General features: G+C 60.9%; 26 protein-coding genes and 1 pseudogene. 14 read left to right on the forward strand and 13 right to left on the reverse strand.

Annotated features, from left to right (window positions below):
* Positions 1–3: 3 nt before the first annotated feature.
* The 3 genes from EEQ99_RS09490 (at position 4) to EEQ99_RS09500 (ending at position 5,105) form a co-directional block, all read left to right on the forward strand.
* Positions 4–1,218 (forward strand): ABC transporter permease, encoded by a 1,215-nt coding sequence (locus EEQ99_RS09490; protein WP_127430301.1) that lies wholly within the window; start codon positions 4–6, stop codon positions 1,216–1,218.
* 320 nt (positions 1,219–1,538) lie between these two features.
* Entirely contained in the window at positions 1,539–3,026 is a 1,488-nt protein-coding gene (locus EEQ99_RS09495; RefSeq protein WP_127430302.1) for a right-handed parallel beta-helix repeat-containing protein, read from the forward strand.
* A gap of 597 nt (positions 3,027–3,623) precedes the next feature.
* On the forward strand, positions 3,624–5,105 hold the full coding sequence (locus EEQ99_RS09500) for a right-handed parallel beta-helix repeat-containing protein (RefSeq protein WP_047610545.1): 1,482 nt from the start codon (positions 3,624–3,626) through the stop codon (positions 5,103–5,105).
* Between the two features lie 70 nt (positions 5,106–5,175).
* On the opposite strand, the gene EEQ99_RS09505 is transcribed toward EEQ99_RS09500, so the two are convergent.
* The 3 genes from EEQ99_RS09505 to EEQ99_RS09515 all read right to left on the reverse strand — a co-directional run bounded on the left by EEQ99_RS09505 (position 5,176) and on the right by EEQ99_RS09515 (position 6,815).
* On the reverse strand, positions 5,176–5,457 hold the full coding sequence (locus EEQ99_RS09505; protein WP_047610543.1) for a hypothetical protein: 282 nt from the start codon (positions 5,455–5,457) through the stop codon (positions 5,176–5,178).
* A 168-nt stretch (positions 5,458–5,625) separates the two neighbouring features.
* Positions 5,626–6,270: an NrsF family protein gene (locus EEQ99_RS09510; protein WP_047610542.1), complete on the reverse strand. Its 645-nt coding sequence runs from the start codon at positions 6,268–6,270 to the stop codon at positions 5,626–5,628.
* A complete protein-coding gene (locus EEQ99_RS09515; protein ID WP_047610540.1) occupies positions 6,267–6,815 on the reverse strand; it encodes a sigma-70 family RNA polymerase sigma factor in 549 nt (182 codons plus the stop codon). Before EEQ99_RS09515 ends, EEQ99_RS09510 begins: the two co-directional genes overlap by 4 nt.
* Before the next feature lie 182 nt (positions 6,816–6,997).
* Here EEQ99_RS09515 and EEQ99_RS09520 point away from each other — a divergent pair, with 182 nt between their 5' ends.
* The 3 genes from EEQ99_RS09520 (at position 6,998) to EEQ99_RS09530 (ending at position 8,982) form a co-directional block, all read left to right on the forward strand.
* Positions 6,998–7,282, forward strand: a complete 285-nt coding sequence (locus EEQ99_RS09520) for a pentapeptide MXKDX repeat protein (RefSeq protein WP_047610538.1) — start codon at positions 6,998–7,000, stop codon at positions 7,280–7,282.
* 84 nt (positions 7,283–7,366) lie between these two features.
* Positions 7,367–8,209: a cytochrome b/b6 domain-containing protein gene (locus tag EEQ99_RS09525; RefSeq protein ID WP_047614046.1), complete on the forward strand. Its 843-nt coding sequence runs from the start codon at positions 7,367–7,369 to the stop codon at positions 8,207–8,209.
* Positions 8,206–8,982 (forward strand): molybdopterin-binding protein, encoded by a 777-nt coding sequence (locus tag EEQ99_RS09530; protein WP_028758922.1) that lies wholly within the window; start codon positions 8,206–8,208, stop codon positions 8,980–8,982. The genes EEQ99_RS09525 and EEQ99_RS09530 overlap by 4 nt, the downstream gene beginning before the upstream one ends.
* A gap of 7 nt (positions 8,983–8,989) precedes the next feature.
* On the opposite strand, the gene EEQ99_RS34515 is transcribed toward EEQ99_RS09530, so the two are convergent.
* From EEQ99_RS34515 to EEQ99_RS09540, 3 genes are all read right to left on the reverse strand, one after another.
* Entirely contained in the window at positions 8,990–9,136 is a 147-nt protein-coding gene (locus tag EEQ99_RS34515) for a hypothetical protein (protein WP_164735913.1), read from the reverse strand.
* 13 nt (positions 9,137–9,149) lie between these two features.
* Entirely contained in the window at positions 9,150–9,707 is a 558-nt protein-coding gene (locus EEQ99_RS09535) for a hypothetical protein (RefSeq protein WP_028758923.1), read from the reverse strand.
* A 159-nt stretch (positions 9,708–9,866) separates the two neighbouring features.
* Positions 9,867–10,643 (reverse strand): dioxygenase family protein, encoded by a 777-nt coding sequence (locus EEQ99_RS09540; protein ID WP_063475133.1) that lies wholly within the window; start codon positions 10,641–10,643, stop codon positions 9,867–9,869.
* A 38-nt stretch (positions 10,644–10,681) separates the two neighbouring features.
* Here EEQ99_RS09540 and EEQ99_RS09545 point away from each other — a divergent pair, with 38 nt between their 5' ends.
* Together EEQ99_RS09545 and EEQ99_RS09550 are read left to right on the forward strand one after the other, a co-directional pair.
* Positions 10,682–10,993, forward strand: a complete 312-nt coding sequence (locus EEQ99_RS09545) for a hypothetical protein (RefSeq protein ID WP_097542285.1) — start codon at positions 10,682–10,684, stop codon at positions 10,991–10,993.
* Positions 10,994–11,043: 50 nt separating this feature from the next.
* Positions 11,044–12,627 carry a Na+/H+ antiporter gene (locus EEQ99_RS09550; RefSeq protein WP_028827844.1) on the forward strand — a complete coding sequence of 528 codons (1,584 nt, stop codon included), beginning with the start codon at positions 11,044–11,046 and terminating at the stop codon, positions 12,625–12,627.
* A 100-nt stretch (positions 12,628–12,727) separates the two neighbouring features.
* On the opposite strand, the gene EEQ99_RS09555 is transcribed toward EEQ99_RS09550, so the two are convergent.
* Complete coding sequence (locus tag EEQ99_RS09555; RefSeq protein ID WP_097542286.1) at positions 12,728–14,629, reverse strand: potassium transporter Kup; 1,902 nt, start codon at positions 14,627–14,629, stop codon at positions 12,728–12,730.
* Positions 14,630–14,963: 334 nt separating this feature from the next.
* Between EEQ99_RS09555 and tyrS the strand changes: the two genes are divergently transcribed.
* From tyrS to EEQ99_RS09575, 3 genes are all read left to right on the forward strand, one after another.
* Positions 14,964–16,256: a tyrosine--tRNA ligase gene (gene tyrS, locus EEQ99_RS09560; RefSeq protein ID WP_097542385.1), complete on the forward strand. Its 1,293-nt coding sequence runs from the start codon at positions 14,964–14,966 to the stop codon at positions 16,254–16,256.
* Between the two features lie 135 nt (positions 16,257–16,391).
* The gene (locus tag EEQ99_RS09565; RefSeq protein WP_097542287.1) at positions 16,392–17,567 is read left to right on the forward strand and encodes an MFS transporter; all 1,176 of its coding nucleotides are present in this window, start codon (positions 16,392–16,394) and stop codon (positions 17,565–17,567) included.
* Between the two features lie 504 nt (positions 17,568–18,071).
* Positions 18,072–18,494: a TIGR02594 family protein gene (locus EEQ99_RS09575; protein ID WP_028758913.1), complete on the forward strand. Its 423-nt coding sequence runs from the start codon at positions 18,072–18,074 to the stop codon at positions 18,492–18,494.
* Positions 18,495–18,532: 38 nt separating this feature from the next.
* Here EEQ99_RS09575 and EEQ99_RS09580 read toward each other — a convergent pair.
* The 3 genes and pseudogenes from EEQ99_RS09580 to EEQ99_RS09590 form a co-directional block, all read right to left on the reverse strand.
* A pseudogene (locus EEQ99_RS09580) lies at positions 18,533–19,319 on the reverse strand (class I SAM-dependent methyltransferase).
* 128 nt (positions 19,320–19,447) lie between these two features.
* The gene (locus tag EEQ99_RS09585) at positions 19,448–20,038 is read right to left on the reverse strand and encodes a hypothetical protein (protein WP_097542288.1); all 591 of its coding nucleotides are present in this window, start codon (positions 20,036–20,038) and stop codon (positions 19,448–19,450) included.
* Positions 20,039–20,253: 215 nt separating this feature from the next.
* Positions 20,254–21,651, reverse strand: a complete 1,398-nt coding sequence (locus EEQ99_RS09590; RefSeq protein ID WP_097542289.1) for a pyridoxal phosphate-dependent decarboxylase family protein — start codon at positions 21,649–21,651, stop codon at positions 20,254–20,256.
* A 311-nt stretch (positions 21,652–21,962) separates the two neighbouring features.
* Between EEQ99_RS09590 and EEQ99_RS35090 the strand changes: the two genes are divergently transcribed.
* The 3 genes from EEQ99_RS35090 to EEQ99_RS09605 all read left to right on the forward strand — a co-directional run bounded on the left by EEQ99_RS35090 (position 21,963) and on the right by EEQ99_RS09605 (position 23,987).
* A complete protein-coding gene (locus EEQ99_RS35090) occupies positions 21,963–22,364 on the forward strand; it encodes a hypothetical protein (protein ID WP_097542290.1) in 402 nt (133 codons plus the stop codon).
* A 109-nt stretch (positions 22,365–22,473) separates the two neighbouring features.
* The gene (locus tag EEQ99_RS09600; protein ID WP_127430304.1) at positions 22,474–22,980 is read left to right on the forward strand and encodes a GNAT family N-acetyltransferase; all 507 of its coding nucleotides are present in this window, start codon (positions 22,474–22,476) and stop codon (positions 22,978–22,980) included.
* Positions 22,981–23,066: 86 nt separating this feature from the next.
* Entirely contained in the window at positions 23,067–23,987 is a 921-nt protein-coding gene (locus EEQ99_RS09605; RefSeq protein ID WP_097542291.1) for an ornithine cyclodeaminase family protein, read from the forward strand.
* Between the two features lie 15 nt (positions 23,988–24,002).
* Here the strand turns inward: EEQ99_RS09605 and dapB are convergent, their stop codons facing one another.
* The 3 genes from dapB to EEQ99_RS09620 form a co-directional block, all read right to left on the reverse strand.
* Positions 24,003–24,773, reverse strand: a complete 771-nt coding sequence (gene dapB / locus EEQ99_RS09610) for a 4-hydroxy-tetrahydrodipicolinate reductase (protein ID WP_097542292.1) — start codon at positions 24,771–24,773, stop codon at positions 24,003–24,005.
* 133 nt (positions 24,774–24,906) lie between these two features.
* The gene (locus EEQ99_RS09615; protein WP_097542293.1) at positions 24,907–25,122 is read right to left on the reverse strand and encodes a hypothetical protein; all 216 of its coding nucleotides are present in this window, start codon (positions 25,120–25,122) and stop codon (positions 24,907–24,909) included.
* A 147-nt stretch (positions 25,123–25,269) separates the two neighbouring features.
* Complete coding sequence (locus EEQ99_RS09620; RefSeq protein ID WP_127430305.1) at positions 25,270–25,854, reverse strand: histidine phosphatase family protein; 585 nt, start codon at positions 25,852–25,854, stop codon at positions 25,270–25,272.
* Positions 25,855–26,025: the final 171 nt, after the last annotated feature.

Raw genomic sequence — 26,025 nt, forward strand, 5'->3', positions numbered from 1 at the left:
CCAATGTCATCAGTGCTCAAGCAGACCTTTCTCATGATCAGAATCAACCTCGGCAGCCTGCCGCGGCGGCTCTGGATCTCGCTGTCGATGGTGCTCTCGGTCGCTCTCGTGGTGGCGGTGCTCGCAGGATTTCTCGCCATGGCGCGGGGATTTGAAACCGCGCTTGCCGGCGCCGGCTCGCCTGGCATCGCCGTCATTCTCGGCGGCGGGACCAACCAGGAGATCGGCTCTGACGTACCTGCCGAGGCGATCCGCAGCCTTGCCGCCATGACCGGTGATATCGGCGTGGTGCGGGATGGCGCGGGCGGGCTGGCGCTGTCGCGCGAGATCGTCGTTCCCGTCGATGTCGTCAGGCAAGTCGACGGCGCGGAGCAGACGCTGTCGTTGAGAGGCATGGACCCGCTGGGTCCCGGCTTGCGCGATCGTGCGGCGCTTTCGCAGGGGCGGCTGTTTTCCCAGGGCGCCCGCGAAATCGTCGTCGGCGCCCGTATCGCCGACGAATTCTCCGGCTTTGCGGTCGGCGACAGGGTGCGGCTCGGCCCGGTCGAATGGACTGTCGTGGGGCATTTCACCTCCGGCGGCAGCGCCTTCGAATCCGAGATCTGGGCGGATCTGGAGGCTGTGCAATCGGCTTTCGACCGGCTGGGGCAGGTGCAGAGCCTGCGCGTGCGCCTCGACGGGCGGGGCGATCCCGCTCTTCCGCTGACGACGCTGCGCGCGCGCCTTTCTGCGGTTCCCGGCGCCCCACTTACCTCAGTCTCCGAAGCCGATCTCTATGCCGGGCAGGCGGAGCGCACCGAGAGCCTCATTCGCCTGTTCGGCTGGCCGATTGCGCTATTGATGGCGGTCGGTGCCACGGCTGGGGCGCTGAACACGATGATGAGTTCGGTTTCCGACCGCACCGTCGAGATCGCCACGCTGCGTATGATCGGCTTCGCCCGCGTGCCGGCCTTCGCTGCGACCTGGGTCGAGGCGGTGCTGCTGTCGTCGGTGGGCGCGGTCGTCGGCATCCTCGCCTCGCGGCTCGCCTTCGACGGCTGGCGGGCAAGCACGATGGGCGCCAACAATACCAAGATGGCCTTCCAGCTCGACGTTACCAGCGACGTCGTACTTACCGCGGGCCTGCTGGGACTTGCGATCGGGATTGTCGGCGGAGCCTTGCCGGCGCTGGCGGCGACGCGGCTGCCGTTGAGGGGGGCTTTGCAGGCGAGGGGGTGAGGAGCGAATACGCTGCGCGTAAGCGAAGCCACGAATCGCATGTTAAACAGCTTGAGCTAACATAAGTCCCGCGCAGCAGGTCCCCGATTTATTCGCCTCGAAGTCGTTGTTTTCCAGGCCGAAGTTGCAGCTTTCGGCCATCTATGCGGCGCCCAGGCCATTGCCTGTGGAATACGGCCCGTGAACCGGCCAGTTGCCCCATTGACAACATCTTATCGCCTTCTTGCCGTGGACGGTTGCCCCCGCCGCGCTCGATCGGCCGATCCCGGTCGATCTTCGTGGCGACTTAGCGATCCGACGAACAGGGCAACATTGGCGATATGACAATCTACTATGTGAACTCAGCGACTGGCTCCGACCGCAACAACGGAACGGGCCAGAACTCGGCTTTTGCGACTTTGTCCAAAGTGGAATCCTTGAAACTGAAACCGGGCGACAGCGTGCTTCTTGCCAAGGGGAGCGTGTTCAACGAGCAGTTTGATATCAAATATTCCGGCACCGAAAGCGCGCCGATCAAGATCGGCAGTTACGGGACGGGGGCAGCGCCCGTCATCCACAGCGGCGGCGACGGCATTCACAGTCTCTATGCCTCGAACATCGTCATCGAGAACCTCAAAATATCGAATACCGGGACTGCCGGCATTTATGGCGGCAGTGTCACGAACTGGACGGTCCGCAATGTCGAGATCGCCAAGACAGGCATGTCGGAAAATGCCGGCGCCGTCACCTTCCGGAGCAGCACGAACGTCACGGTCGAAGACAGCAAGATAACGGCCGTCAAGGGCGACGGCTTCTGGATCGAAAAGGTCGCCGGCGTCAAGCTTCTCGACAACACCGTGACCAGCGCGAACGGCTCGACCGCCGATGCCGTGCAGGTGAACGACAGCAGCAATATTCTGATCAAGGGCAACCATCTTGATCAGACGAACGCCGATAGCCCCAAGGGCGTGATCGCGCTGGTGCGGGCCACCGATGCCGTGGTCGAGGACAATGTGCTCACCGGCGGCGGCTTCGGCATCAGCGCGCCGGCCGGCAAGAATGTCGCAATTCGCGACAACGACATATCGGGATTTCACGGTTACAGTTGGTCCTTCGGCGTCGGCCTCGGCGATCAGGGCAATGCGCGGGATTATGATATTTCAGGCAACCACATTCATGACGGCGCATGGGGCGTTGCCATCAGCGACGCCAGCGGCACCAGCTATACCCGCACGAATATCAAGGTGCACGACAATGTCTTCGACGACCTCTCGCAGGCGGCGCTGAAGGTCGACAGGCCGGCTTCCGGCTCCTTCACCAACAATACGATCGAGACCGGCACCACGGCCACCGCCATATCGCCGTCCATCGTCGACGCGCACACCTTCACCGTCAGCAACAACCATACGGTCGCCAATGTCGAAACGGTGCTGGCGCGCCCGGTTGCCAAGACTGCCGCAGTCACGGAGGCGTCCGCGGATCCGGCGGTTGCCGCCGTCCATGACAATTTGAAGATCTTCAGCGATACGGGCGAGGCCCATCGCGGCAATCTTCTCGAAAACGACGGCTCTGACAACGACACCTTGGTTCTGCGCCGCTTCGGCGACGAAAGCGTCGGCAAACACGGCCTCACGCTGACCGGCGACTACGGCGTCATCCACGTGGACCGGGAAGGCAACTATGCCTACACGCTCGATGAAACGAAGCTTCCCGACCATGACGGCCATGTGAGCGAGTCCTTCAGCTACGGGATCAACGACGGAAACTCGCACCATACCGACGGCGATACGCTGACCGTCTACATCCATATGGATAACTTGCTGGGCTGAGGGTGCGAGGCTGCAATGACACAAGGAGAAATCCCGGAAAGTTTCCGGGATTTCATAAGCAGCCGTCAGCCCCCGTGCGGGGCGCGGACGCGTTTTTTCAAGCTCAACCGTAAGTTTTTGCCGGCTGTTCGTTGCCACGGGATCGGATTCAGGCAACGACGGAACGGGCACAACCTTCGCCGCAGCTGCAACCCGGTCGTGCATCGGCGGAGGCAGCGCCTTCCAGGATGCGGACCTCGTCCTTGCCCGCGGAACGTCGCGGTGTCTCATAATGAACCGCAGCTGCATTCAAATGCACCGGAAAGCCTGCAAAAGGGTGTTCACTGTCAGCGCCGGTGACCATTGGTCGCGAGCTGCGATACGGTTCATTCACCTTTCGGTCGTTGTTCTGTAGATTATTTTCTTATAAGTTGTAGTCTTTAATATACCGCCACCGCCAGGCGTTTCTCGGGACCAAGGCAGGCCGCCCACAGGGTCTGCCAACCGCCGTGAAGGCAATATCGAAGGCCCTCTTGATGGCCTTTAACCCCGACCGCATCCGATCCACGCGTTGCAGCCGATGCAGACGGCTGCGCGGCAATTCGAGAACAAGGCGATATGGCAATCTATTATGTGAATCCAGCGATAGGCTCCAACGGCAACAATGGAACGAGCGTGGACACGCCGTTTGCATCGTTCTGGGCGGTGGAAAACTTGAAGCTGCAGCCGGGCGACAGCGTGCTGCTCGCCGCCGGAAGCGTGTTCAACGACCAACTCGACCTGAAATATTCCGGCACCGCTAGCGCCCCGATCACCATCGGCAGCTATGGGGTCGGCGACGCGCCGGTTATCCATAGCCCCGGCGACGGCATTCACAGCCTCTATGCGTCGAATATCGTCATCGAGAACCTCAAGATCTCCGAGACAGCAGGCGCGGCCATCTATGGCGGCTATGTTTCGAACTGGACCGTCCGCAATGTCGAGGTGGAAAATACCGGAAGCTCCACCAAGTCCGGCTCCGTCACGTTCAGGACCGGCTCGAACATCACCATCGAAAACAGCACGATCACCGGCGTGAACGGTGACGGCGTCTGGATCGAGAAGGTCAACGGCGTCAATTTTCTCAACAACACCGTCACCAACGCCCACGGCACCGCGGCAGATGCCGTACAGATGAACGACAGCAGCAATATCGTGATCAGCGGCAATTACCTCGACCAGACGGGCGCCGCGACGCCGAAGGGCGTCATTGCGCTCATCCGGCCGGTGAATGCCGTGGTCGAGGATAATACGCTGATTGGTGGCGGCTTCGGGATCAGCGCCCAAGCGGGCACGAATATCGCCATCCACGACAATGATATTTCAGGCTATGGCGGGTACAGCTGGTCCTATGCCATCGGTCTCGGGGACCAGGGCAATACGCGGGACTACGATATCTCAGGCAACTATATCCATGACGGCGTATGGGGCGTGGCGGTCAGCTCTGCCGGCACCACCAGTTACGTTCGCGAAGGTATCGAGATCTACGGCAATGTCTTCGACGACCTGTCGCAGGCGGCGCTGAAGGTCGACAGGCCTGCATCCGGCTCTTTTCATGACAATGTCATCGCCAGCGATGTCACGCCCTACAGCATATCCCCGGCCATCATCGCCGCGAACACCTTTCCGGTCAGCAACAACACGACGCTCGAAGAGGCCCAGCTTGCGATTCTTGATAGTCACGTTGCGGGAGATGCAACGCATGCGGACGCAACCCCGACGATCGTCGCAACCCATGACAGCCTGAAAATCTCGGCCGACGCGGACGCCCATCATGGCAATCTCCTCGAAAATGACAGCTCGGCCAATGGGATCCTGCTGCTTCGCCGCTTTGACGGCGAGTTGGTCAACAAGAACGGTCTGACGCTGACCGGCCAATACGGCACCATCCATGTCGACGATCATGGTGACTATAGCTACACGGTCGACGCGACGAAGCTTGCCGGGCTTAGCGGTGAGGTGAGCGAGACTTTTTACTATAAGATCTCCGACGGGGCCGCGCACCATTTCGACACGGATACGCTGAGCATCTCCATCCATGTGGATGACTTGCTGAGCTGAGAGGAATGTGGGCAGCAAACGGCGCCTTGCCCGGTCCGAGGCGCGGCGATGGAGGAGGAGAGCGCATGTCTCAGCGGTCGCTGAACAGGATCCTGGTGACGTCGATTTCGATTTCCGCGCAGATGATCTCGTATTCGGTGACGATTGCGGGATCGGCGGAGATTTCCCTGCGCATGCGGTCAAGGACGGCGCAGGCCTCGCCATAGGCGCCGCACAATTCATAAAGATGGGGGCGGCTCGCCGCGGCTGCTCTGATGGTTGCCCGCGTCGCGGGCAGCCTCATCATCAGCCTGGCCAGCCCTTGTTCGGCGGCTTGCCGGGGAATGTGTGCTATGCCTTCTTTCCTGACCATGCCATCACCCCTCGCTGCCTTCGTTTGCCTGTCCTGAGGGGTAGTACGCAGGAATGCTGCATCTGGTTTCATGCCGGATGCAGGATTAGTGCGCGCCGCTCCGATTCCTTCACGGAAAAATTGGTTATTGCATCGTGGTATCGGGGCGCAAGAATCCGACAGCCGGTCCTACCAGCGCAGAAGGCGACGACTGAAGAGGGCGCCGATTGCGCCTGTTAACAGGATGCCGAGCGAATACCAGAGGACGACGAAGGGCAGGCCGTTTTCGGTGCAGAACCAGGAATAGACCCAGGCGCCGGATGCGCCTGCTGCAATGCCGGCGACGAAGCCTGTCATCCCAAGCTTGCTTGGTGCGGCGCCGCGTAGCACCCATGTATTGGCGATCAGGATGGGCATGGCAAAGGCAAGGATCAGCAGCGGGCAATGCAGGGCGGAGGAGCCGAGCACCAGCACGGGATAGCTTGATGCCGGCGACAAAGCGAGCTGGATGACCGCCATGGCGGCCAGAGCCAGCACGATTGCAGCGCCAATGCCGAAAAAGCGGCCTTCCGAGCCATCCGGCCGGGAGAGGCGGTAAACGGCGGCGAAGGCGGCGATTGCGAGCAGGGCATTATAGCCGGATTTGATCCAGAAAACCGGCAGCGTCAGCGCCTGCGTCATGTCTGTGCGAAGGCCGACGACAACAAGCATCAGCAGCAGCGAGACTGCCAAAGCAGGCAGGACGGCGAGCACGAAACGGCGTTCCAGCGCATGTCTCGGTACCGGCTTCAGATCTCTGACAAGGATGTCGATCACGTCCTCAGTTTCTCTCACGTCCCACCTCGCAATCTTGCCGCCAGCGCCTTGATGCCTCTGTGAACACCGACCTTGACCGCCGATTCCGACTGTCCGGTGCGGCTTGCCGTATCGGCCACCGACTGCCCTTCGAGCTTGACCTGACGGATCAGTTCCTGCTGGTGCTGCGGCAGGCCGTTCAACAGCCGCTCGACATCCATGCGCGCTGCAATCGCATCCTCCCTGAAGTCGCCTTCGATCTCCTCGTTAAGCTCCATTTCCGACTTGTAGCGACCGCCATGTTTTCGGTGATGGTCGATCAGCTTGTAGCGGGCAATCGAGAAGAACCACGCGGTAAACGGCCGCTCCCTGTCATAGGTCGCCCGGCGCGCATGCAGCGCCAGCAACGTCTCCTGCACGAGATCTTCCGTGTCGGACTTCGCCGCGGTGCCAATACGCCCGCCGTAGTAGCCGACGAGCAGGGGTCGCAACGTGCCGAGCAGACGCCGATAGGCAGCCTCGTCCCCGTCGAGGGACAGAAGCATCAGCATCTTCAGGGCTTGTTCCGAATGGGCGTTCGTCATGTCGTCTGCAATGTCATTCGCGTGGATGACGCTTTGGTTACAGGCGGATTCGAAAATCTCCTGACGGGCCAGCGCTATCACATAAGCGTGAGGCTGTAACTGCCTTCGCAAGAAGATCGAATTCAGCACTGTGAGCCGTCGGCGGGTGCCGCGGACACATCAATCGATCCGAGGAGACCCTCATGACCAAGATCCTTTCCACCCTTGCCGCCTGCACCTTCGTTATCGGCCTGTCGCTTGCCGGCGCCGCCAGCGCTCAAAGCAGCGATGCCATGAAGAAAGACAGCATGAAGACCGACGCGATGTCTAAGGACGCCATGTCGAAGGATACGATGTCGAAGGACGCGATGAAGCAGGACAACATGGCGACCGGCAGCACCAAGGCCGACTGCATGCACAATGCCGGCATGGAGAAGGACTCTATGAAGAAGGACACGATGATGAAGGCCTGCGACGCGATGAAGTAATAGTGGATCGCGGCCGCTGAAACTATTTTGCCCGCGGCCGCGTCTTTTCGAGAAGACCTTTCAAGTCGATCCGGAGGACCTACGATGGCCACGACCGATGCCGGCATGGCGAGCGGAGGAACGCTCTTCTACCGCCATGGCCTGCTGGTGCGCCTGTCGCACTGGGTAAACGTGCTGTGCATGACGGTGCTGCTGTTCAGCGGCCTGCAGATATTCAACGCCCACCCGGCGCTCTATTGGGGCCAGTATGGCGCTGATGACGATCCGTCCTTCATTTCCATGGAAGCGGAGCAGGAAGGCGATGCGTTGAAAGGGGTGACACGCCTGGGCGGATTGACCTTCGACACGACGGGCGTTCTCGGGGTTTCGAATGTCGACGGCGAGGCTTCTGTGCAAGGTTTTCCGAGCTGGCTGACCATGCCGAGCTACCGGGACCTGGCGACGGGCCGGCGCTGGCATTTCTTTTTTGCCTGGCTGTTCGTCATCAACGGCTTCATCTACCTCGCCTATGGCTTTATCAGCCGGCATTTCCGCCGCGATTTGTTGCCGGCGCCCCAGGAGCTGAAGCCTTCGCATCTCGGCCATGAGATCGTCAATCACGCCCGGCTGCGCTTTCCCAAGGGGCCTGAGGCACGCCACTACAACACGCTGCAGAAACTCGCCTATATCGCGGTGATCTTCGTGCTGCTGCCGCTGATGGTTGCAACCGGTCTAACCATGTCGCCGGGCTTCAATGCGGTCGCGCCCTGGCTGCTCGACCTGTTCGGTGGCCGGCAATCGGCGCGGACGCTGCATTTTCTGACTGCTTTCTCGCTTGTCGCCTTCGTCGCGGTGCATGTGGCGATGGTGCTGGTCTCGGGCGTGTTCAACAATCTGCGCTCGATGATCACCGGTTATTACGACATCGGCCAGGGAGGGAAATCATGAGCCGCATCATTACCAGACGCCGCTTCCTGATCGGCGCGACCATGACGGCGTCGGCGCTGGGGCTTGCCGGCTGCGATGCACTCGGCGAAAGCGATCGGACGAAATCGGTGCTCAAGATCGCCGAAGGCCTCAGCATGAAGACCCAGCGCTTCCTGCTTGGCGACGACGCGCTCGCCCGCGAGTTCACGGAAGCCGATATCTCGCCGACCTTTCGCGCCAACGGCACGAGCATGCCCGACAATGCTCGCTATATCGAGTGGATGAACCAGCGGTTTTCAAGCTGGCGGCTCGAGGTCGGCGGGCTGGTCGACAAGCCGATGCAACTGTCGCTGGCGGAGTTGAAAGCCCTGCCGGCCCGTACACAGATCACCCGGCACGACTGCGTCGAGGGCTGGAGCGCCATCGGCAAATGGACCGGCGTGCCGCTCGGCGCGCTGCTACAGGCAGCCGGTCTGAAACCCGAAGCCCGCTACATTGTGTTCCACTGCGCCGACGAATACGAAAAGACGCTCGACGGCAGCGGCTGGTATTACGAAAGCATCGATCTCGTCGACGCGTTTCATCCCCAGACCATCCTCGCCCACACCATGAACGGCCGCGATCTCGAAGTCGCCCACGGCGCGCCGCTCCGGCTCCGGGTCGAGCGCCAGCTCGGCTACAAGCAGGCAAAATACCTGACCGGCATCGAAGCCGTCGCCGATCTCGGCCAGCTTTACGGCGGCAATGGCGGCTTTTGGGAAGATCGCGGTTATGAATGGTATGCGGGTATATAGGTGGCGGTCATAACGCCCGTCCCAGTTCTATCAGATTAAGAGCGAAAGCGTCTGCCTCGCGCCGCCAGTGCTCGAAATGGCAGCCGACGCGCACGACGGCGGCATTGACGTTGCCGCCATCCAGGGGGATCTCGGGTTCCAGCAAGGTCGTCATCCCCTCAAAAGATTCATTTGGACCCTGAGTTCAATATCTGCCGAACAATATCTGCATCACTGCTGGTGCTTTCGAAAAAGAACGGAGCGGAACACGGCGCCCGCAGGACAGACAGGGAAGCCGGATCCGGGTCCGGAAGAATAGTGGCGGTGGCACCTCGAAGTGGCGGTAGCGGTGAGCCTGAACTGCGCAAGGCTATAAGGTAGGAGGTAGGCGGCATAGTCTCGCTGAATGCAGTGTTATCCCAGGTGACGGTGAGGGTATGAGGCGCCGTGCCACGCAGAACTTCCTCGACCGCTATCTCCAAGCGCGCATAGTCAGTCATAAAACTGTTCGCCTTCCCGAGAAGCTCCCGGACTTTGCCACTACTGTGGGCAAGGAATTCCTGATGTCGTTTCCTCGCCTCGGGGTCGAGAACCAACGTGTATTTCGTCACGCGACCAACGACCACGACGTCTGCATATGAAACATCGTGAAGGTCCATGGGGGCAATATCGATACAGGCACTGGTCGGCCCGGCTGCCAGCATGGCTCCGAGATTGAAGAGCGCAACAAACCCAAAGCCTCGCATCCTCATCCTCCATCGCTCAACACGCTGGTCTGAACCGGGGAAGCACAGATATCCCGATTGACGCGAAGATTTTGTATCTTGTCTTAGTGAAGTTGCAATACAGGCCCTCGCGGATGGCAATCTACAGCTCCGGCCATGCATTTCCGGCGTTACCTGCGTTCAGGCAGAGAGGCCGATCGTGATGGTGGCGGAGAGCACGCCGCCATCGAGCTTCTCGAAATCGAATATGTGATCGGCGGCGTCCTCAGGGATGATGCCGTCGTCGTCATTGCGCGTATCGCGGGCCGGGCGTCCAATATAGTCCGGATGCTCGCCATAGATGATGTCGCTCAGCGCATCGTCGAAATAGATCTGGCTGACGAGAAGCTCCTTGCCGTCGACGAGGATTCGGCAATGAACATGGGGTGTGCGGCCCTGGTACCATCCGGGATAGGCCGTCAGGAAGCCTGCCTGCCCCTGTGCATCCGTCAGCTGGCGACCGCGAAAGGCGAGCCCGCTGATCGCCTCGGCATCGCCAAGTGTACACATCTTCGCAGCCTCGCGGCCGGAATAGATGCCGCGGTGATCCGTATGCCAGATTTCGATATCGGCATTCTCGACCGGCCGGCAATCGGCTGCATGGACGATCCGGACGGCCAACCGCAAGGGCAGTCCAGCCTTTCCTTCCGAGACGTCCTGACGGACGGGAATATTGTTGACGTGGCAGGGGCCAAGAGTCTGAGCGACGGTGACGACGCAATTCGGACGGCTGCGGAAGAGCGGGACGGGCAGCTTTTCCAAGGCGACCGATTTGGTGCCGCCGCTCAGGAAATCCGTCCCCTTCCAGTCGAATGTCCTGGCGGCGACCGTGATATGCCGCCGGGGCCAGATCGCTACCGCCGCGACGGACGATGCAACGATCGCCGCACCTCCAAGCACAAGGGTCCGTCTCTTCATATATCGTCCTTTGCCTCAAGACTCAGGGTGTAAGGAGGATGCGCAGGAAATTCCAATTAAATCCCGGCAATGATCGACGGCAAGCGATCATCGACATCAAATGCCTGCCGTGCAGGGCAAACCTTGCCAATGTGGCCGTCAACTCCGGTGACGCCAGGGGTCACGTCTATGTCTCGATCGCGTGGTTGACCGGCTCGGGCTATGCCGACAAGCCTTATGGCAGTACCGACTCCAACCAGCTATGGCACAAGGCGGGCATTATCGCCGGTCGCCTCTGGGGCGAAGCGGTTTTCCCGGTTCGGCGGCTTTACAGCGCGGTGCGTCTTTTCAGACGCGCGAGGTCGCTGTAACTCTTTGCGTCAGGCATCCGACATCCGTTGCTGAGCAGGGGCAGAGGCAGATGGAACCAACCCACTTATTCGAGCTCGTTATCGTGATGTTTCTCGCGATCATCGCGCTGCACTATGCCGCCCACAGGCTCGGGCTGCCGCCGTCCGTCGCGCTGTTGACCGGTGGCGCCTTGCTGGCCTTTGCGCCGGGACTGCCGGCGATATCAGTCGACCCCGGACTGGTTCTGGTCATCTTCCTGCCGCCGCTGTTGATGGACGGCGCCTGGTCGATCGCGCTCGCGCGGTTGCGGCGTCATGTGATCGGCATCGCTTCACTTGCCGTCGGTGCGGTGCTCTTCACCTGTGCCGTCGTCGCCGTTGTCGCCCATCTCCTCTTTCCCTCACTTCCCTGGGCTGCCTGCGCGGCACTCGGCGCGATCGTCGCGCCGCCGGACGCGGTTTCGGCGCGCGCCGTACTGGAGCGCGTCAGGCTGCCGCGGCGGCTTCAGATTCTGCTCGAAGGCGAGAGCTTGCTCAACGATGCGAGTGGCCTGGTTCTTTTCCGTTTTGCCGTTGCCGCCGCTGCAACCGGAGCCTTCAGCACGGGGGAGGTGATCGGCAATTTCTTCGTGCTGGCGCTCGGCGGCGCCATCGTCGGCATCGTTGTGGGAACGGCGTGGTTCAAACTCGTCCGGCGTCTCGGCGACGAATATCTCATCATTGCAGCCTCGGTGCTGCTCGGCTGGATTGCCTATCTGCTCGGAGAGCAGCTGCATGTTTCCGGCGTCATCGCCACCGTTACGGCGGGGCTGATCATGAGCTGGCACCAGCACACAGTGCTTTCAGCCGCAATGCGCATGCGCGGCACCTCGTTCTGGACGGTGATGATCTTCCTGATGGAAGCTGCGGTGTTCATCTTGATCGGGCTGTCGCTCAGGGATGTCGTCGAACGCGGCGGCGGTTTTACCACTGTGATCGCGACAATGGGACTGCCGATGCTGGCGATCCTCGTCACGCTCGTGATCGCGCGTTTTGCCTGGGTCTTCGCCTCCGATTTCGTTCTCAGGTTCTGTGCTGTCCTGGGGTTCACGCGCGCCCGACCGCTCGGCGCCGGTGGTGCGACGGTTCTGAGCTGGGCGGGCGTGCGCGGGGTGGTCACGCTTGCCCTGGCGCTGAGCCTGCCCGAAGGGTTCGCAGGTCGTGACTTCATCCTCGTCACATCGTTCGCCGTCATTCTCGGAACCGTGCTCATACAGGGCACGACATTGGGGCGAGTGATCGCCTGGGCGCGGCTGGTGGAGCCGGATTCGGAAAGAGCGCGCCTGACGATGAGCCAGGCCGAAGCCGCCATGGCCCAGGCGCAGTTCGGGACCGTCCAGAGCCTGGCATATGACGCCGAGGGGAAACTCATCCATCCGCAATTGCTGGAGCGCTACCAGCGCCGGGCGACGTCGATCGTCGACTATGCCGAGAGAACCGAGCATTACATACCGGTGCTGCATGCGCATTTCGACGTCATTCTCGAAGCGGTTGCAACGGGACGCCGGGAACTCATCCGCCTCCATCGCGCCGGCGAAATCGATGACGAGACGTTGCGGGAGCTGGAACGGGATCTCGATCTGGAGGAATTGAGCGCGATCTCGGCCAAGGCATGATTTCGCGCCTCATGCCGTGACGCTTGCGACGGGAGCCACTCTTGCCTCGCTTCCATCTCTCCTGTCCCAGTCGCGACACCCCGGCCTTCGGCATCATGTTCTAAATGGCAATCTGCTCACCGAGTTCGACGACGCGGTTTGACGGCAGGTTGAAATAGTCGGAGGGGTCGATCGCCAAGCCCTCCAGCGCCATGAATATGCGCTCCTGCCAAGCGGGCAGCCCGGTGTTCGGCGTTCTGACGAGGTTCCTGCGGCCGAGATAGAAGGAGGTCTTCATGATTTCGAACTTGAAGCCGCCCTCGCGGCAGAGCGCCAGTGCCCGGGTAACGTCGGGGTCGTCCATGAAGCCGAAGGTGATATCGAGACGTACGAAGCGTGGCGAGAGCTGGCTGAGCTTGATGCGCCTGCTGTCGGGGACGTAAGGTTCGTCTTCGGTCCAGACGGTCAGGATAACGTTCTGTTCATGGAGCACGTGGTTGTGCTTGAGATTGTGGAGCAGAACATTCGGCGTGCGATCCGGGACGCTGGTCAGGAAGACGGCCGTTCCTGGAACGGTGACCGGCGAATGGTCCGACTTTCGCTCGATTGACCGGATGAAGGAATCGAGCGGGATCTCGTTGTTGGCCCGCAGTCGCTTCAGATAGGCCTGTCCTCGGGTCCATGTCCACATCAGGATCATGATCGCCAGCGCAAGGGCGACCGGAACCCAGCCGCCATCATGGATCTTCAGCAGGTTGGCCGCCAGGAACATGACTTCGATGAAGAAGAGCGGCAGCAGCAGGAGGGCGGCAACCACGAGGGAGTAGCCCCAGACGGCCCGAAGGAACTGGAAGACCAGCATGGTCGAGATGACCATGGTTCCGGTCACCGAGATGCCATAGGCCGTCGCCAGCGACTCGGAATCGCCGAAGGAAAAGATCAGCATCAAGACGCCGACCAGCAGGAGAAGATTGACGCTCGGCACGTAGATCTGGCCGGTGTTGGTCTCCGATGTGAACTTGATGCGCAGCCTCGGCAGGAAGCCGAGGTGAACCGCCGAGCGGGCCAGTGAAAATGCGCCCGTTATCACCGCTTGGCTGGCGATGATCGTTGCCATCGTTGCCAGCAGAACCACCGGCAGCAAGGCCCAATCGGGATACATCAGAAAGAACGGATTGGTGGCTGCGTGGGGATGGGAGAGAACCAGCGCGCCCTGGCCGAGATAGTTCAAGAGCAATGCCGGAAAGACGAGCACGAACCACGCCATCTGGATCGGGCGGCGCCCGAAATGCCCGAGATCAGCATAGAGCGCCTCGGCGCCCGTCACCGTCAGAAAGACGGCGCCAAGCACAATGAGGCCGACGGTGCCGGCATGGGCGAGGAACGACAGCGCGTTGATCGGATTGAGCGCTTCGAGAATCCTCCAGTCGTCGCCGATATGGATCAGGCCGCCCGCTGCCATGGCCAGAAACCACAAGACCGTGATCGGCCCGAAAAACATCGAGACGGCGGCCGTTCCCCGGGACTGGACGGCAAAGAGAACGATCATGATCGCAGCCGACGCGAGCGGGACGTATTCGGCAAAGGCCGGCGTGACCAGCTTCAGGCCTTCGAGCGCCGACATGACGGACAGGGCCGGCGTGATCATCGCATCGCCGATGAAGAGCGCCGCTCCGATCAGGCCTGCGAAGAAGAGCACCGGCACGTTTCGCCCCATCTTCTTCATCAGCAGGGCGAGAAGCGAAAGCGTGCCGCCTTCACCGTCATTGTCCGCCCTGAGAAGGAAGAGCACATATTTGAAGGTCACGATGACCGTCAGCGTCCAGATCATCAGCGAAATGAGACCGATGACCTCGGCCTCGTGTACGCCATCGGCGGCAAAAGGCCTCAGCGCCTCACGAAGGGCATAGAGCGGGCTGGTACCGATATCGCCATAGACGACGCCGATCGCGCCGACGACCAGTCCGGCAAAGCCCTTCCGGCCGGCACCTTCACCCGTATTGTCTATATGCGTCGACGCCATGGTTCCCCGCTTATGCCCCTTGCCTATGAACACAAACATATGCCGCATTGCAGAACGGCAAGTAAATTGATGCGTGTGCGAATTTTTTGTGAGGGGCGGCGGCGTGAGCGGGAGAGGGGTGGGGCGCACGATCGGCTTGGACTTCGGCGGTCGCCTCTTGCGATTGCGCAGTCGCATGGTAATAAGGATCCATGACCTGCACCCTGAACCTTTCGAGCTTCTATTATACGCTGCTCCCATAGAGAGCGGCGCAAGGTCATATTCCTGACACCCGAGACGCCGCATGGTCGGCGGCACGCGTGTCAACAGAAGGTCTCCGGCCTCATCGGCCCCAATGGAGACCCCCGTGACACGATCCTCTCAGCCCACCGGACCCCGATCCGACTTTCTCCGCACCCTGACCGAGCGCGGTTTCCTGCATCAATGTACCGACTTGGAAGCACTCGACAGCTGGCTTTGTTCGGGAGCCGGCACAGCCTATAACGGCTTCGATCTCACCGCCGACAGCCTGCATGTCGGGCATCTCATTCCGATCATGATGCTCCGCTGGTTCCAGAAGACTGGTAACAAACCCATCGCGTTGCTGGGTGGTGCGACAAGTCGGCTGGGCGATCCGAGTTTGCGCGACACGTCACGCCCCCTTCTCAGCGAAGAGCAGATCATGAAAAACCTGCTCGGCATCCGGCGTGTCTTCGAGCGGTTCCTCGCTTTCGGGGATGGCCCGGCCGATGCGGTGATGGTCAACAATGCCGATTGGTTGGGCAGGCTCAACTACCTCGACTTCCTGCGCGATGTTGGACCGCATTTTTCAGTCAACCGGATGCTGACATCGGAGAGCGTGCGCCAACGGTTGGAGCGGGAGCAATCGCTGTCATTGCTGGAATTCAACTACATGGTCATGCAGGCCTACGACTTTCATGTGCTCGCAGAAAGCCGCGGCTGCCTGCTTCAGCTTGGTGGTTCCGACCAATGGGGCAACATCGTCAGCGGCGTCGAATTTGGGCGGCGGATCGGTGGACGCGCCTTGTTTGGATTGACCGCTCCGCTGCTGACGACATCGTCGGGCGCGAAGATGGGCAAAAGCGTTTCGGGGGCGGTCTGGCTCAACGCCGACCGGTTGTCGACCTATGAATTCTGGCAATTCTGGAGAAACACCGGAGATGCCGATGTGGGTCGTTTTCTCAGGCTGTTCACCGAGTTGCCGTTAAGTGAAATTGCCCGCCTTGACGTGCTTCGGGATTCCGAGATCAACGAAGCGAAAAAGATACTTGCCGACGAGATCACCAGCCTGTGCCACGGGACGGATGCGGCAGCGCAAGCTTCCGAAACCTCCCGGCGTACCTTCGAAGAAGGTGAGGTGCCGGTCGGCCTCCCGACCGTCAGGTTCCCGGATAGCCTTCGCAGCACCTTTCCGCTCGCTGATGCGATGGTCATTGCCGGGCTCGCCAAGTCGAAAAGCGAAGCACGTCGATTGATCGCCGGCGGCGGTGTGCGGGTGAACGGCGGCAGCGTAAACGACGAGGCAATGCAGCTTGGTCACTCCGATGTCCAGGACGGCGTCATCCGGCTGTCCGTCGGCAAGAAGCGACACGTCCTCCTTCAATCGGCGGTGGCGCCGCCATGCTGACAGGGGCTGTCAGCATGGTGGTCGACGATGCTGAAGCCGCGGGTTTCCGAGCCAGTCGCCATTTCGTCGGAATGTCCGGCTATCCCACGGGGGATAGTTGGACTTCAATCCCGCCAATCGGAGCAGAGCCCCGAGATGAAGCCGCACCATCGTATTTTCTTCATTCAGTTTGCCGTGGCCCTTTCCGTGGGGGCGTTTCTTTCGCGGCTGCCCGACATTCAGCTCAAGTTTAGCCTGAGCGAAGGAGAGCTGGGCCTTTTGCTCGCCATCATGTCCCTCGGGGTTCTCTGCGGGTTGACGTTCTCGGCGAGGCTCATCGAGAGGCTTGGTGCGCGCACAACGGCCTTCGTCACCGTCTTCGGTGTGACGTTGTTTTATGCGCTGATCCCCTGGATGCCTGCAGTTTCCCTGGCGATGCCATTATTCTTTGTTGCCGGCATTTTCGCCGGCGCATTCGAGATCAACGCCAATCTCGAAACCGATCGCCATGAGGCGCTGCTCGGCTACCGCATCATGAGCCGGGCTCACGGCATGTGGAGCCTCGGATTCTGCATCACCGCCCTTGTTGCCGCCGGTATGCGGCAGGCCGCAGTCTCCATCGAACTGCATAGCTTCATCGTCCTCGTGACGGTCTTGATTGCCGGGTCGATCGTTTTCTCCGGGATCGAGAATGCGCCCCGGCGGCATGACGCTCACCCCGGCGATGCTCCGCTCGTCGCTTTTCCCACGATCGGGCTGCTTCCCCTTTGCCTCATAGGCGCTGCTCCGCTTCTCGCCGAGGGCGCGAGCGTCGATTGGTCGGCGATCTATATGCGCGACGTATTTGCGGTCGAACCATTTGTCGGCGGGCTCAGCGTGGCCATTTTCTCCTCGTTCATCGCCATCGGACGGCTCGGCATGGACTCTGTGATTGACCGCTTCAATCCACGCCCCGTCGCAATAACCCTCCTCGGGATCGCGGCCATCGGCCTTGTCTTGGTTGCGACGGCGGCACAGCCTGTCGTCGCCCTCGCGGGCTTTGGCCTGACGGGGATCGGCTGCTCGTCGGTCTATCCGCTTGCCATCTCGGCCGCGGCCCGGCGCACGGACCGACCCGCATCGGTCAGCGTTGCAGCGCTCGGGCAGACGACCTTTCTCGTGTTTTTCGCTGGGCCGCCATTGCTCGGTTTCGTTGCCGAACACTTCGGTATCCGCTTTTCGTACTGGGTGGTCGTCCCTGTGATCGCCGCTGCGCTCCTCGTCACCAAGGCGCTCATCGCTGCTCCTGCCCCGATCACAGGGCAGCCCGAACCGGTACAACCACACGGTTGATACGCCGCGCCGCCGGTCCGTTATCCCAAGGTCGCGCATGTTCGCAATCGGCGGGGGCTGACCACCGATTTTCGCTGTTGAATAGGGCGGGCGCAATGTATTGCCGGTGACGTCTAAGTATTACTGATGGCCGTCTCAAATATAGCTCGTATAGGTGATGGCCCAAGGCCGTGCAGGATCGTCAACTCTTGGTGAATGGTCTTGCCGCTCAAGCACTTGCGGGCGCGGTCCACCTTCTCTGCATACACCTGGCCCGGACGGCCTATGTCAGCCTTTCGAGCCTGCAAAATAAGGGTTCTACGAGTTCTTCGATCGTCGCGTTCGGCCGCAACGAGAGGCTGGTCAGCGCCGATCCGTGCCTCTCTTCGGACAAATTCCCGCCGCCAAAATGCCAGTATTAGTTGTTTCTAATTCACGCCATAATTCGCATCTACGTTGCTGCGCCTGTTTTATTCTTCGCCACATTTTGGAATTTCAGCATAATACAAACAATGGTGGGTAACTATGAAGGTTATTCTCGTCATCGTCCTCACGGCGCTTGCCGTGCCCTGTGAGGCGGATATGCTCGGCACGGCGTCCAAGTACAAAAGCATGCATGAACGCTCCATCTCCTTCCTTAGCATCAATCCGCGCAGGGTATCGTGGTGCGGGGCGTTCCTGGCCTTTGTCGCCAAACGATCTTCAAGGGAGCCGCCGCCCAACCCCAACATGGCGGCGTCCTGGAAGAAGTTCGGCAAGCCGGTCGGCGTCCGCTCCGCCAGGCGTGGGGATGTCGTGGTGATCCGCACCGGCCGGCGCTTTCATGTCAGCCTGTTCGATCACATCGACCAGCGCCGGCAATATGTCTATCTCTTCGGCGGCAACCAATCCAACCGGGTGCAGCTGTCGCGCTATCGCGCCAGTTCGGTGGTTGCCGTGCGACGATAAAGCGGTTCCAAACCTCAATCGCGGCGGGAAAACAGGTCCTATGCCTTGCGTGCTCTGATATGCAGGAAGATCGGCGCGACGCGGGTGTCGGCGACGACGGGTAAGGCCTGCGCCACTACGGCTGAGGCCATCGGCTCGCCGAAGGCCTCGATCGTAAGCCCGGCTTCGACGATTCATCGACACCCAGGTCGACAGCGTGCGGTGAAAGCGCGGAACGGAAAACGGCGTCAGCGCCGCCCGTTCCGCTTGCGGTATCGAGGAAAAGATCCAACGGTCGATCCGGCCGTCGCTCTCGTCGAAATAGTCGGCGATCTCTACCGCGACGGGCTCGCCGGCCTCATTGCGGATATTACGGCGCGTCGGCGGCACGAAGCAGGGATGCAGGATCGAAAACTGCAGGAAGCCGCCGGGCTTCAGAATGCGGTGGATGCCCTTCAGCACCTCGCGCTGATCAGCCATGTCCATCATCGACATGAAGGCGGTGACGAAATCGAAGCTCGCTTCCCGGAAATCGATGCTCTGGCCGTCGCCGAGCACATAGTCGATGCCGAGCGGCGCGTCTGCCTCGCTCTCGCGGGCATAACGAATGAAGGTCGGGGCGATGTCGAGGCCGGTCACGCGGGCGCCGAGCCGGGCGACCGCGCGGGTATTGGAGCCTTCGCCGCAGCCGAGGTCGAGACCTCTCAGGCCGCCGACCGACGGCAGCATCTCCAGAAAGGTCGGCGTGTTCAGCGCATCGCGATACTTGTCGTAGCCCGCCCTGGAATAGATCGTCCAGGTCTCGGCATTGCTCTCCCAATGCGCGGCGACATCATTGGCTTTCATGGCTCTTCCTCCTTGCGCGATCGGAACGGGCGGGGAGCTATAAGCGCAGCCTGTGACAATGAGAAGACGAGCTGTCGCACCTCAACCTGGAAGAGAAGAAGTGTGCCATTAACTGACGCTCGGTAGCATCAGTGCGTCAGGGATTGGATCCTGTCGTAGCGGACCGTGTACTCGTCGGCCGTGCCCTCGTCATAGACCTTCGCCAACGTGGCCTGGAGGTCAGGCGAATAGAGCACGCTCAAGATGTCGACCTGCTCGTCGCCTCTCTTGGTCACTTGCTTGATCCTGAACACCTTGTATTTGCATTCGCCGAGACTGAAGCTCTCCTGTCCGGCAACGGTCAATTCCAGGCTCCAGCGCGTATCCGCCCGCTCGTCCGGGCCAAGCGGTAAGAAAGCAACGTTGGTTCGAGCGCCTTTCTTCAGCGGAACGATGCGGCTCAGATCGGAGAGCGGGTGCATCGCATATTGTTCGTTTTTGCTGAAGCGGGCCAGATCGAAGAGACCTGCAAAGGAAAACACCGTCTGCTGCTGTGAGCCGCCGAAATGATTGACAGTCTTGACGATCTGCCCTTCCGCCTTGTGGAATTCGCTCCGTGCGCCGGTATTTTCCAGCACAAAACCCTTGGCGGCGGTGTCAGCAGACGGACAATCGGCTGCGTGAACCGAAACAGGCAGAAGGGCGGCAATGAATAATGAAGCAAGGCGATTCTTAAACATGGTTTTCGTTTCCGATAAGACTGGACCGATCTCGTTTGATCGCCTGGAAATACTGGAACCCGCGGTGCCTGTCATGAGCTTCATTCTTGCGACAGGAACTATTCCACATTTGCGTTAATGGCCGGGGCTTCTCGCGGACAGTTTCATTTGGGATGCGCGGCCGGCGACAGCACCATTCTGTGCGCGGGCGAACCAAGGGAGTTGACGCATCACCCTCAGCTGACACTCTTGAAGGCGGCGACGATGCTTTCTGCGGCGAGTTGCGCCTGATCTGATGTCGTCTGGAAATTGGTGACGGAGAGACGCAGGATGTCGCGGCCGCGCCATTTGGCGCCGCCTGCGAAGATCATGCCGTCCGCCTTGATCTTTTCGATGGTCTTTCGCGTCAGTGTGTCGCCTTCTTCGGAGGGCAGGTCGGTGCCGAAGCGGATGACGAGCTGGTTCAGGGCGACCTCGTTCAGAATGGCGATGCCGGGCTCGCGTGCGAGCCGATCGGCGATCAGCCGCGCCGAGGCGCAGCACTGGTCGATGAGGGCCGCCACACCCTCGCGGCCGAGATGTTTCAGCATCGCCCAAGTGGCGAAGCCGCGCGCCCTTCGCGAAAGCTCCGGCACGTAATGGGAAGGATCGCGCTCGCCTTCGCCAGCGAGCGGCAGATAGCTTGCAGCGATCGTCATGGCGCGGCGATGGGCGAGTTCGTCGCGGACGATCGCATAGCCGCAATCATAGGGCGTCTGCAGCCATTTGTGGCCGTCGGTCGCCCAGCTGTCGGCCGCTTCGATGCCGCGGCTGAGGTGGCTGGTTTTCACCGACGTCTGCGCCCAGAGGCCGAAGGCGCCGTCGACATGCACCCAGGCGCCTTTCGCCTTCAACAGCGGGATGATGGCGGCGAAATCGTCGAAGGCGCCAGTATTGATCTGCCCCGCCTGGAGAATGGCGATGAGGGGACCGGAGACGGTATCGAGTGTGCCGGTCAGCGCGACCGGGTCTATCCGGCCTACTGGATCGGTGCGCACGCGCAACACGCGATCGTGCCCGAGGCCGAGAAATTGCAGTGCGGAGAAGACCGTCGTATGGGCGTCGTCGCCGATCAGCACGGTGATCTCAGGCGCGCCGAACAGGCCGCTCGCATCGGCATCCCAGCCCGTCCGGCGCAGCACCTCGCCGCGGGCGGCGGCAAGGCAGGTGAAGTTCGCCACTGTCGCCCCGGTGACAAAGCCGACCGAGCTTTCGGCCGGCAGCTTCAGGAGATCGAGGAGCCATCTCGCCGCGATGGTCTCGACTGCGGCTGCGGCCGGCGCGGCGGCATGGTTTCCGGCGTTCTGGCCCCAGGCGCTGGTGAGGAAATCGGCCGCGACGCCGACCGGATGGGAGCCGCCGATGACCCAGCCGAAGAAGCGCGGGCCCGTGGTTGCGTGCAGCCCGGGTTCGGCGTCACTCGCCAACTGCCTGATGACATTGAGCATATCGCAACCGGCTGCCGGCAGCGGTTCGTCGAAGCAGGCAAGCGAGGCTGCGTAATCGTGGGCAGGCACATGGCGGGCGGGCCCTGCCTGCCGGAACCCCGCAGCAAGCCGGGCGGCTTCCTGAAACAGAGATGCAATTGCCGACATAAGTTCCCCCTGCCGCCGCCGATCCTGGAGGGACCGCCCCCGAAGGCAGGCTGCCGGCGCTATGCAATTTAGCCCATATCGCCAGCTCTGTCTTCGCCCAGGAGACCCGGGCTTGGGATCCAGAGTACTTTCTCGTCCTTGCCGAGGCTCAAGATAAATTGAGCATCCAGAGAGGGCTTCCTAAATATCTACAATACTTACTCTATTCCGTTCTGTCCATTTTTGAAATTTCATGGCTATGCTTGAAAATGATTGCCTTCGTCTCAAGTATCGTTCAATAATGCGGAAATATCGTTTGCACCATTGTCAAGTTGGTGCTGCCAACTAGCGAGGGATATGCACTGAAATATTTCCTTCTCTACGCGCTGACATGCACGTTGGTCGGGATAGTTCTTCTCGTCATCATCCATGAAGTTGTATCGTTCAAGATCGACAAGCCAACTGATGAGGCAGCGGGCGAACCAACCGAACAATCGGCCGCCGGGCCAACCGGGGAACCGGTGAACGGGCCGACAACCGATCAATCCGCCGTCCAGCCAGCCGATCCGTTGATCGTCCGGTCGACGAGGCAGCCTGTCGACGGGCCAACCGATAAACCAGCGGTCGGCCCAACCGGCGAACCGGCCGCGCCCCCAACCGATCAAACAGTGGTCGACCCACCCCGTGAACCGGCCGTCCGGAAGGGCGGCCGGCTGAGGAGTCCGGCGCAGTGATCGGCGCTTGAGACGATCGCCACAGGCTGGGGCATGAAGCTTTCAACGCCGGTTGCATCGGCTGAGCCCATCTGTATTGACTGTACCTCTCATCTCGAAGGAGGTTCCGATGGATGGAAGCGGTACAGCGATCAGGCATATCAGGGCAGACGAGGTGGAGGCTTTCCGGCGCATCCGTCTGGAAGCGCTTCGCACCGAACCGTCCCTCTTTGCAAGCCGCTACGAAGACTGGGAGGTTCTTTCTCTCGAGGAATGGCGCAATCGCCTGAACGAGCCGGTTTTCATCGCGTTTCAGGACGATGAACCCGTCGGCATAACCGGCCTGCTTCGCCAGCGGTCGAGCAAGATGGCCCATCGCGCAACGATCATCATGGTCTATGTCAGAAGGAGCCTGCGCGGAACGGGCCTTGCCAGCAGGCTGCTCAGTGCGGTTGCCGATCACGCGCGCGATATCGGCATCCTGCAGCTGGAACTCTTCGTCAGCGCTGAGAACCCGGCGGCAATACGGTTCTATCAGCGGGAAGGCTTCTCCGAAATCGGCAGGATTCCCGGCGGGGTTCTGGAGGAGGGCAGGGAGATCGACGACGTCATGATGGCGCGCCGTCTGGTCGATTAAGTCTCCCGCGCATATCGGTTTGCTGACCTATTGACCTCAAGCGGGGTTGGGGTTGCAGGGTGCCGGCATGAACCGGAGGTTTGGGGATGGCGAAAATCCTGAGAGACGAAGATCTGGTCGACGGCGCGTTGATGACGGTCGCGATCGATGCGCTCGAGACCGCTTTTCTCGCGAGAGCCGGCAATCGGCTGATCTCTCCGCCCCGGCATCATGTCTCGTTTGCCGATCGCGGCGATCTCGTCTTCACCGTCGGCGGCATCCTCGGCGACAAACCGCTCGCGGGCTTTCGGGTCTATGAAACATTCGAGGGGGTGGAGCATTCGCAGATCGTCGCTGTATGGTCGGCTGACGACGCCAGGCTCAAAGGTATCGTTCTCGGAGAGCGTCTCGGCAATCTCAGGACCGGTGCGATCGGAGGTCTCGCCATCCGTCACCTCAGCGCGCCGGATGCCAGAACCGTGGGGATACTCGGCAGCGGAGCGCAAGCGCGAACCCAGCTTGCCGCAGCCGCCGCGGTTCGAAAACTGGATCGCGCCCGCGTCTATAGCCGCGACGAGGAAAAGCGTACGGCTTTCGCAAGCGAGATGCAGCACGCCTTGGATATTGAGGTGGAGGTTGCCGGCAGCGCCATCGAAGCCGTCGATGATGCCGATATCGTCATCTGCGCGACAACGAGCCAAACGCCTATCGTTCATGCTGGGGATTTGAAGCCCGGTGCGCACGTCAACACCGTCGGCCCGAAAACGCATCGGGGATACGAACTCGGCCTGGATATCGCCGATGCGGCAGCCGTGATCGCGACGGATTCTCCGGAGCAGACGCGCGCCTATGCGTCGCCGTTTTTCCTTGCCGGCTCGGGCAACGACAGTCGCATGGTCGACCTTGCCGATATCATTGCCGGGAAAGCGACGGGGCGGAGATCACCTGAGGATACGACGCTGTTTTGCTCAGTGGGACTGGCCGGAACCGAAGTGGTCGTCGCTTCGGCAATCCTCGATATGCTGTGAGCTTGTTTCCCTTATTCACGCCAGCCCCAGAACATCCCTCATGCCGTATTCGCCGGGTGCGCGTCCTGCGATCCAGCGGGCGGCGGCAAGCGCGCCGCGGGCGAACATGCCGCGATCGAGAGCCGAATGCGAGAGCGTCACGACTTCCTCGGCGGCGGCAAACATCACGCTGTGTTCTCCGACCATCCCGCCGGCGCGCAACACGGCGAAGCCGATCTCGCCGGGCGGCCGCTCGCCGGTGATGCCGTCACGGCCGCGCCGCTCGACGGATGCGAGGGAAACGCCGCGGCCCTCGGCGGCTGCTTCACCAAGCATCAGCGCCGTGCCGGAGGGCGCGTCGATCTTCCTGTTGTGATGGGCTTCGAGGATTTCGATATCCCACTCATGCGCGGGAAGGGCGCGGGCGGCTTGGGCGACCAGGCCGATCAGCATGTTGACTCCGATGGAGAAATTGCCAGAGCGCAGGATCGGAATCGTGCGGGCGGCCTCGGCGATCCGTTCCAGTTCATCCGGTTCAAAACCCGTCGCACCGATCACCAGCGCCGGCCCGCCAGCCGCTGCGCACAAGCCGGCAAGTTCGGCCGCAGCGCTTCCCGTCGTGAAATCCAGAATCACGTCGGCCGCTCCGATCGCGGCCGAACGGTCGATCAGCCCCGCGCCAGCGGAGCCTGCACGGCCAATGCCGCCGACGAACGCAAAAGCCGGATCGGCCGCCAGCAGCGGCAGGATGGCACGACCCATGCGGCCCCTCGCGCCGGCGACGGCTATTTTGATTGGTGAGATCACGGTCTTTCCTTGGCTCTCGATATTCCGGCCGAACGGCTATTTACAGCCAGCATTCGCGCCGGAGAAGGGGACCCGCAACTACCGCACTTGCGCTCGCGGCGCAAAGCCGGATCTCTGGCAGGTCACGTGATGCTTACCAATTGCCTGGGTCGGCGGTGTGATCGATGCTGGCGAATTCATCGGCCTTTTCGCGGTCCAGCTTCACCTCCGTGGTGGCGTTCGTCTCGTGGGTGACCGCGTAGCGATCGGGGACCGGTCCCCTCGACAGTTCCTGATAGAGGAGCAGGGCGGCCTCCTCGGCGGTGTCGGCCTCGATCTCCCGGGTGATGGTGACAGTAAACTTGTGCATGGCTTCGAGCCTTTCGATCGTCGTGCAGACGTATGCGTAGCTCGCCCAGTCTGACACGAGTTTTGTGTCGAAGACAGAAAAAGCGCGTCGTTTAGAATTTGATTCATGCGACGGTCGCAGGTCTTTGTTTTTATGAATGTCGTGGTGCTAAGTATCGGCCGACGCGCTTACCAGACTGAACTCACCGTCGCAAAGACGAAAAAACCCATCTTGGGGAACGGGCAATTCCAGCATTTCCCGCTTCGAAAGGCCGGAATATACGCCACGTACCAATCGGCCAAACAGCCCGTGAGAAATCGCAATTGTCGGTTCATATATGCCTGAGATCCAGTTCTTTGCTCGCGCACAGGCGGCATCGAAGCTCTCCCCGTCTGGAGATCTGAAATACCAATCAAAAGCGTCGGATCTGTCCAGCATTCCTGGAAACTCGTTGTCGATCTCGAACTTGGTCATGCCGTCCCAAGAACCGACGGTCACCTCCATGAGCCGCGATTCCGGACGAGCGGCCAGCGGCAATACCCGTTCGATGCGAGTCGCAGTCTCCTGCGTTCTGCCGAGAGGGCTGACGTGAAGCTGGAACGATCGCTCACTGCCTGCAATTTCCTTCTTCAAAAGCTTCGCCATTTGTTCGGCCTGTTCGATACCGCGCGCTGTAAGTGGTGAATCTTTTTGGCCCTGGAACCGACCCAAGGTGTTCCAAATGGTCTCGCCGTGGCGAAGCAGGTAAATCACTTGTGTTGTCCTAAAAGAATGCCAAAAGGCTGGTTCAGCGGCCAAGTGATGCGACAGATCAATAATGACCGCAACTGCTCCGATCCATATGTGCCACGTCTTCTGCTGTCGGCCGAAGCGGGTACTTCGACCATTTTAGCAGCGCTCGGCAGTTGCCCGCGGGAAATCGCT

The sequence above is a fragment of the Rhizobium anhuiense genome (genome assembly GCF_003985145.1).
GTDB classification, from domain to species: Bacteria; Pseudomonadota; Alphaproteobacteria; order Rhizobiales; family Rhizobiaceae; genus Rhizobium; species Rhizobium anhuiense.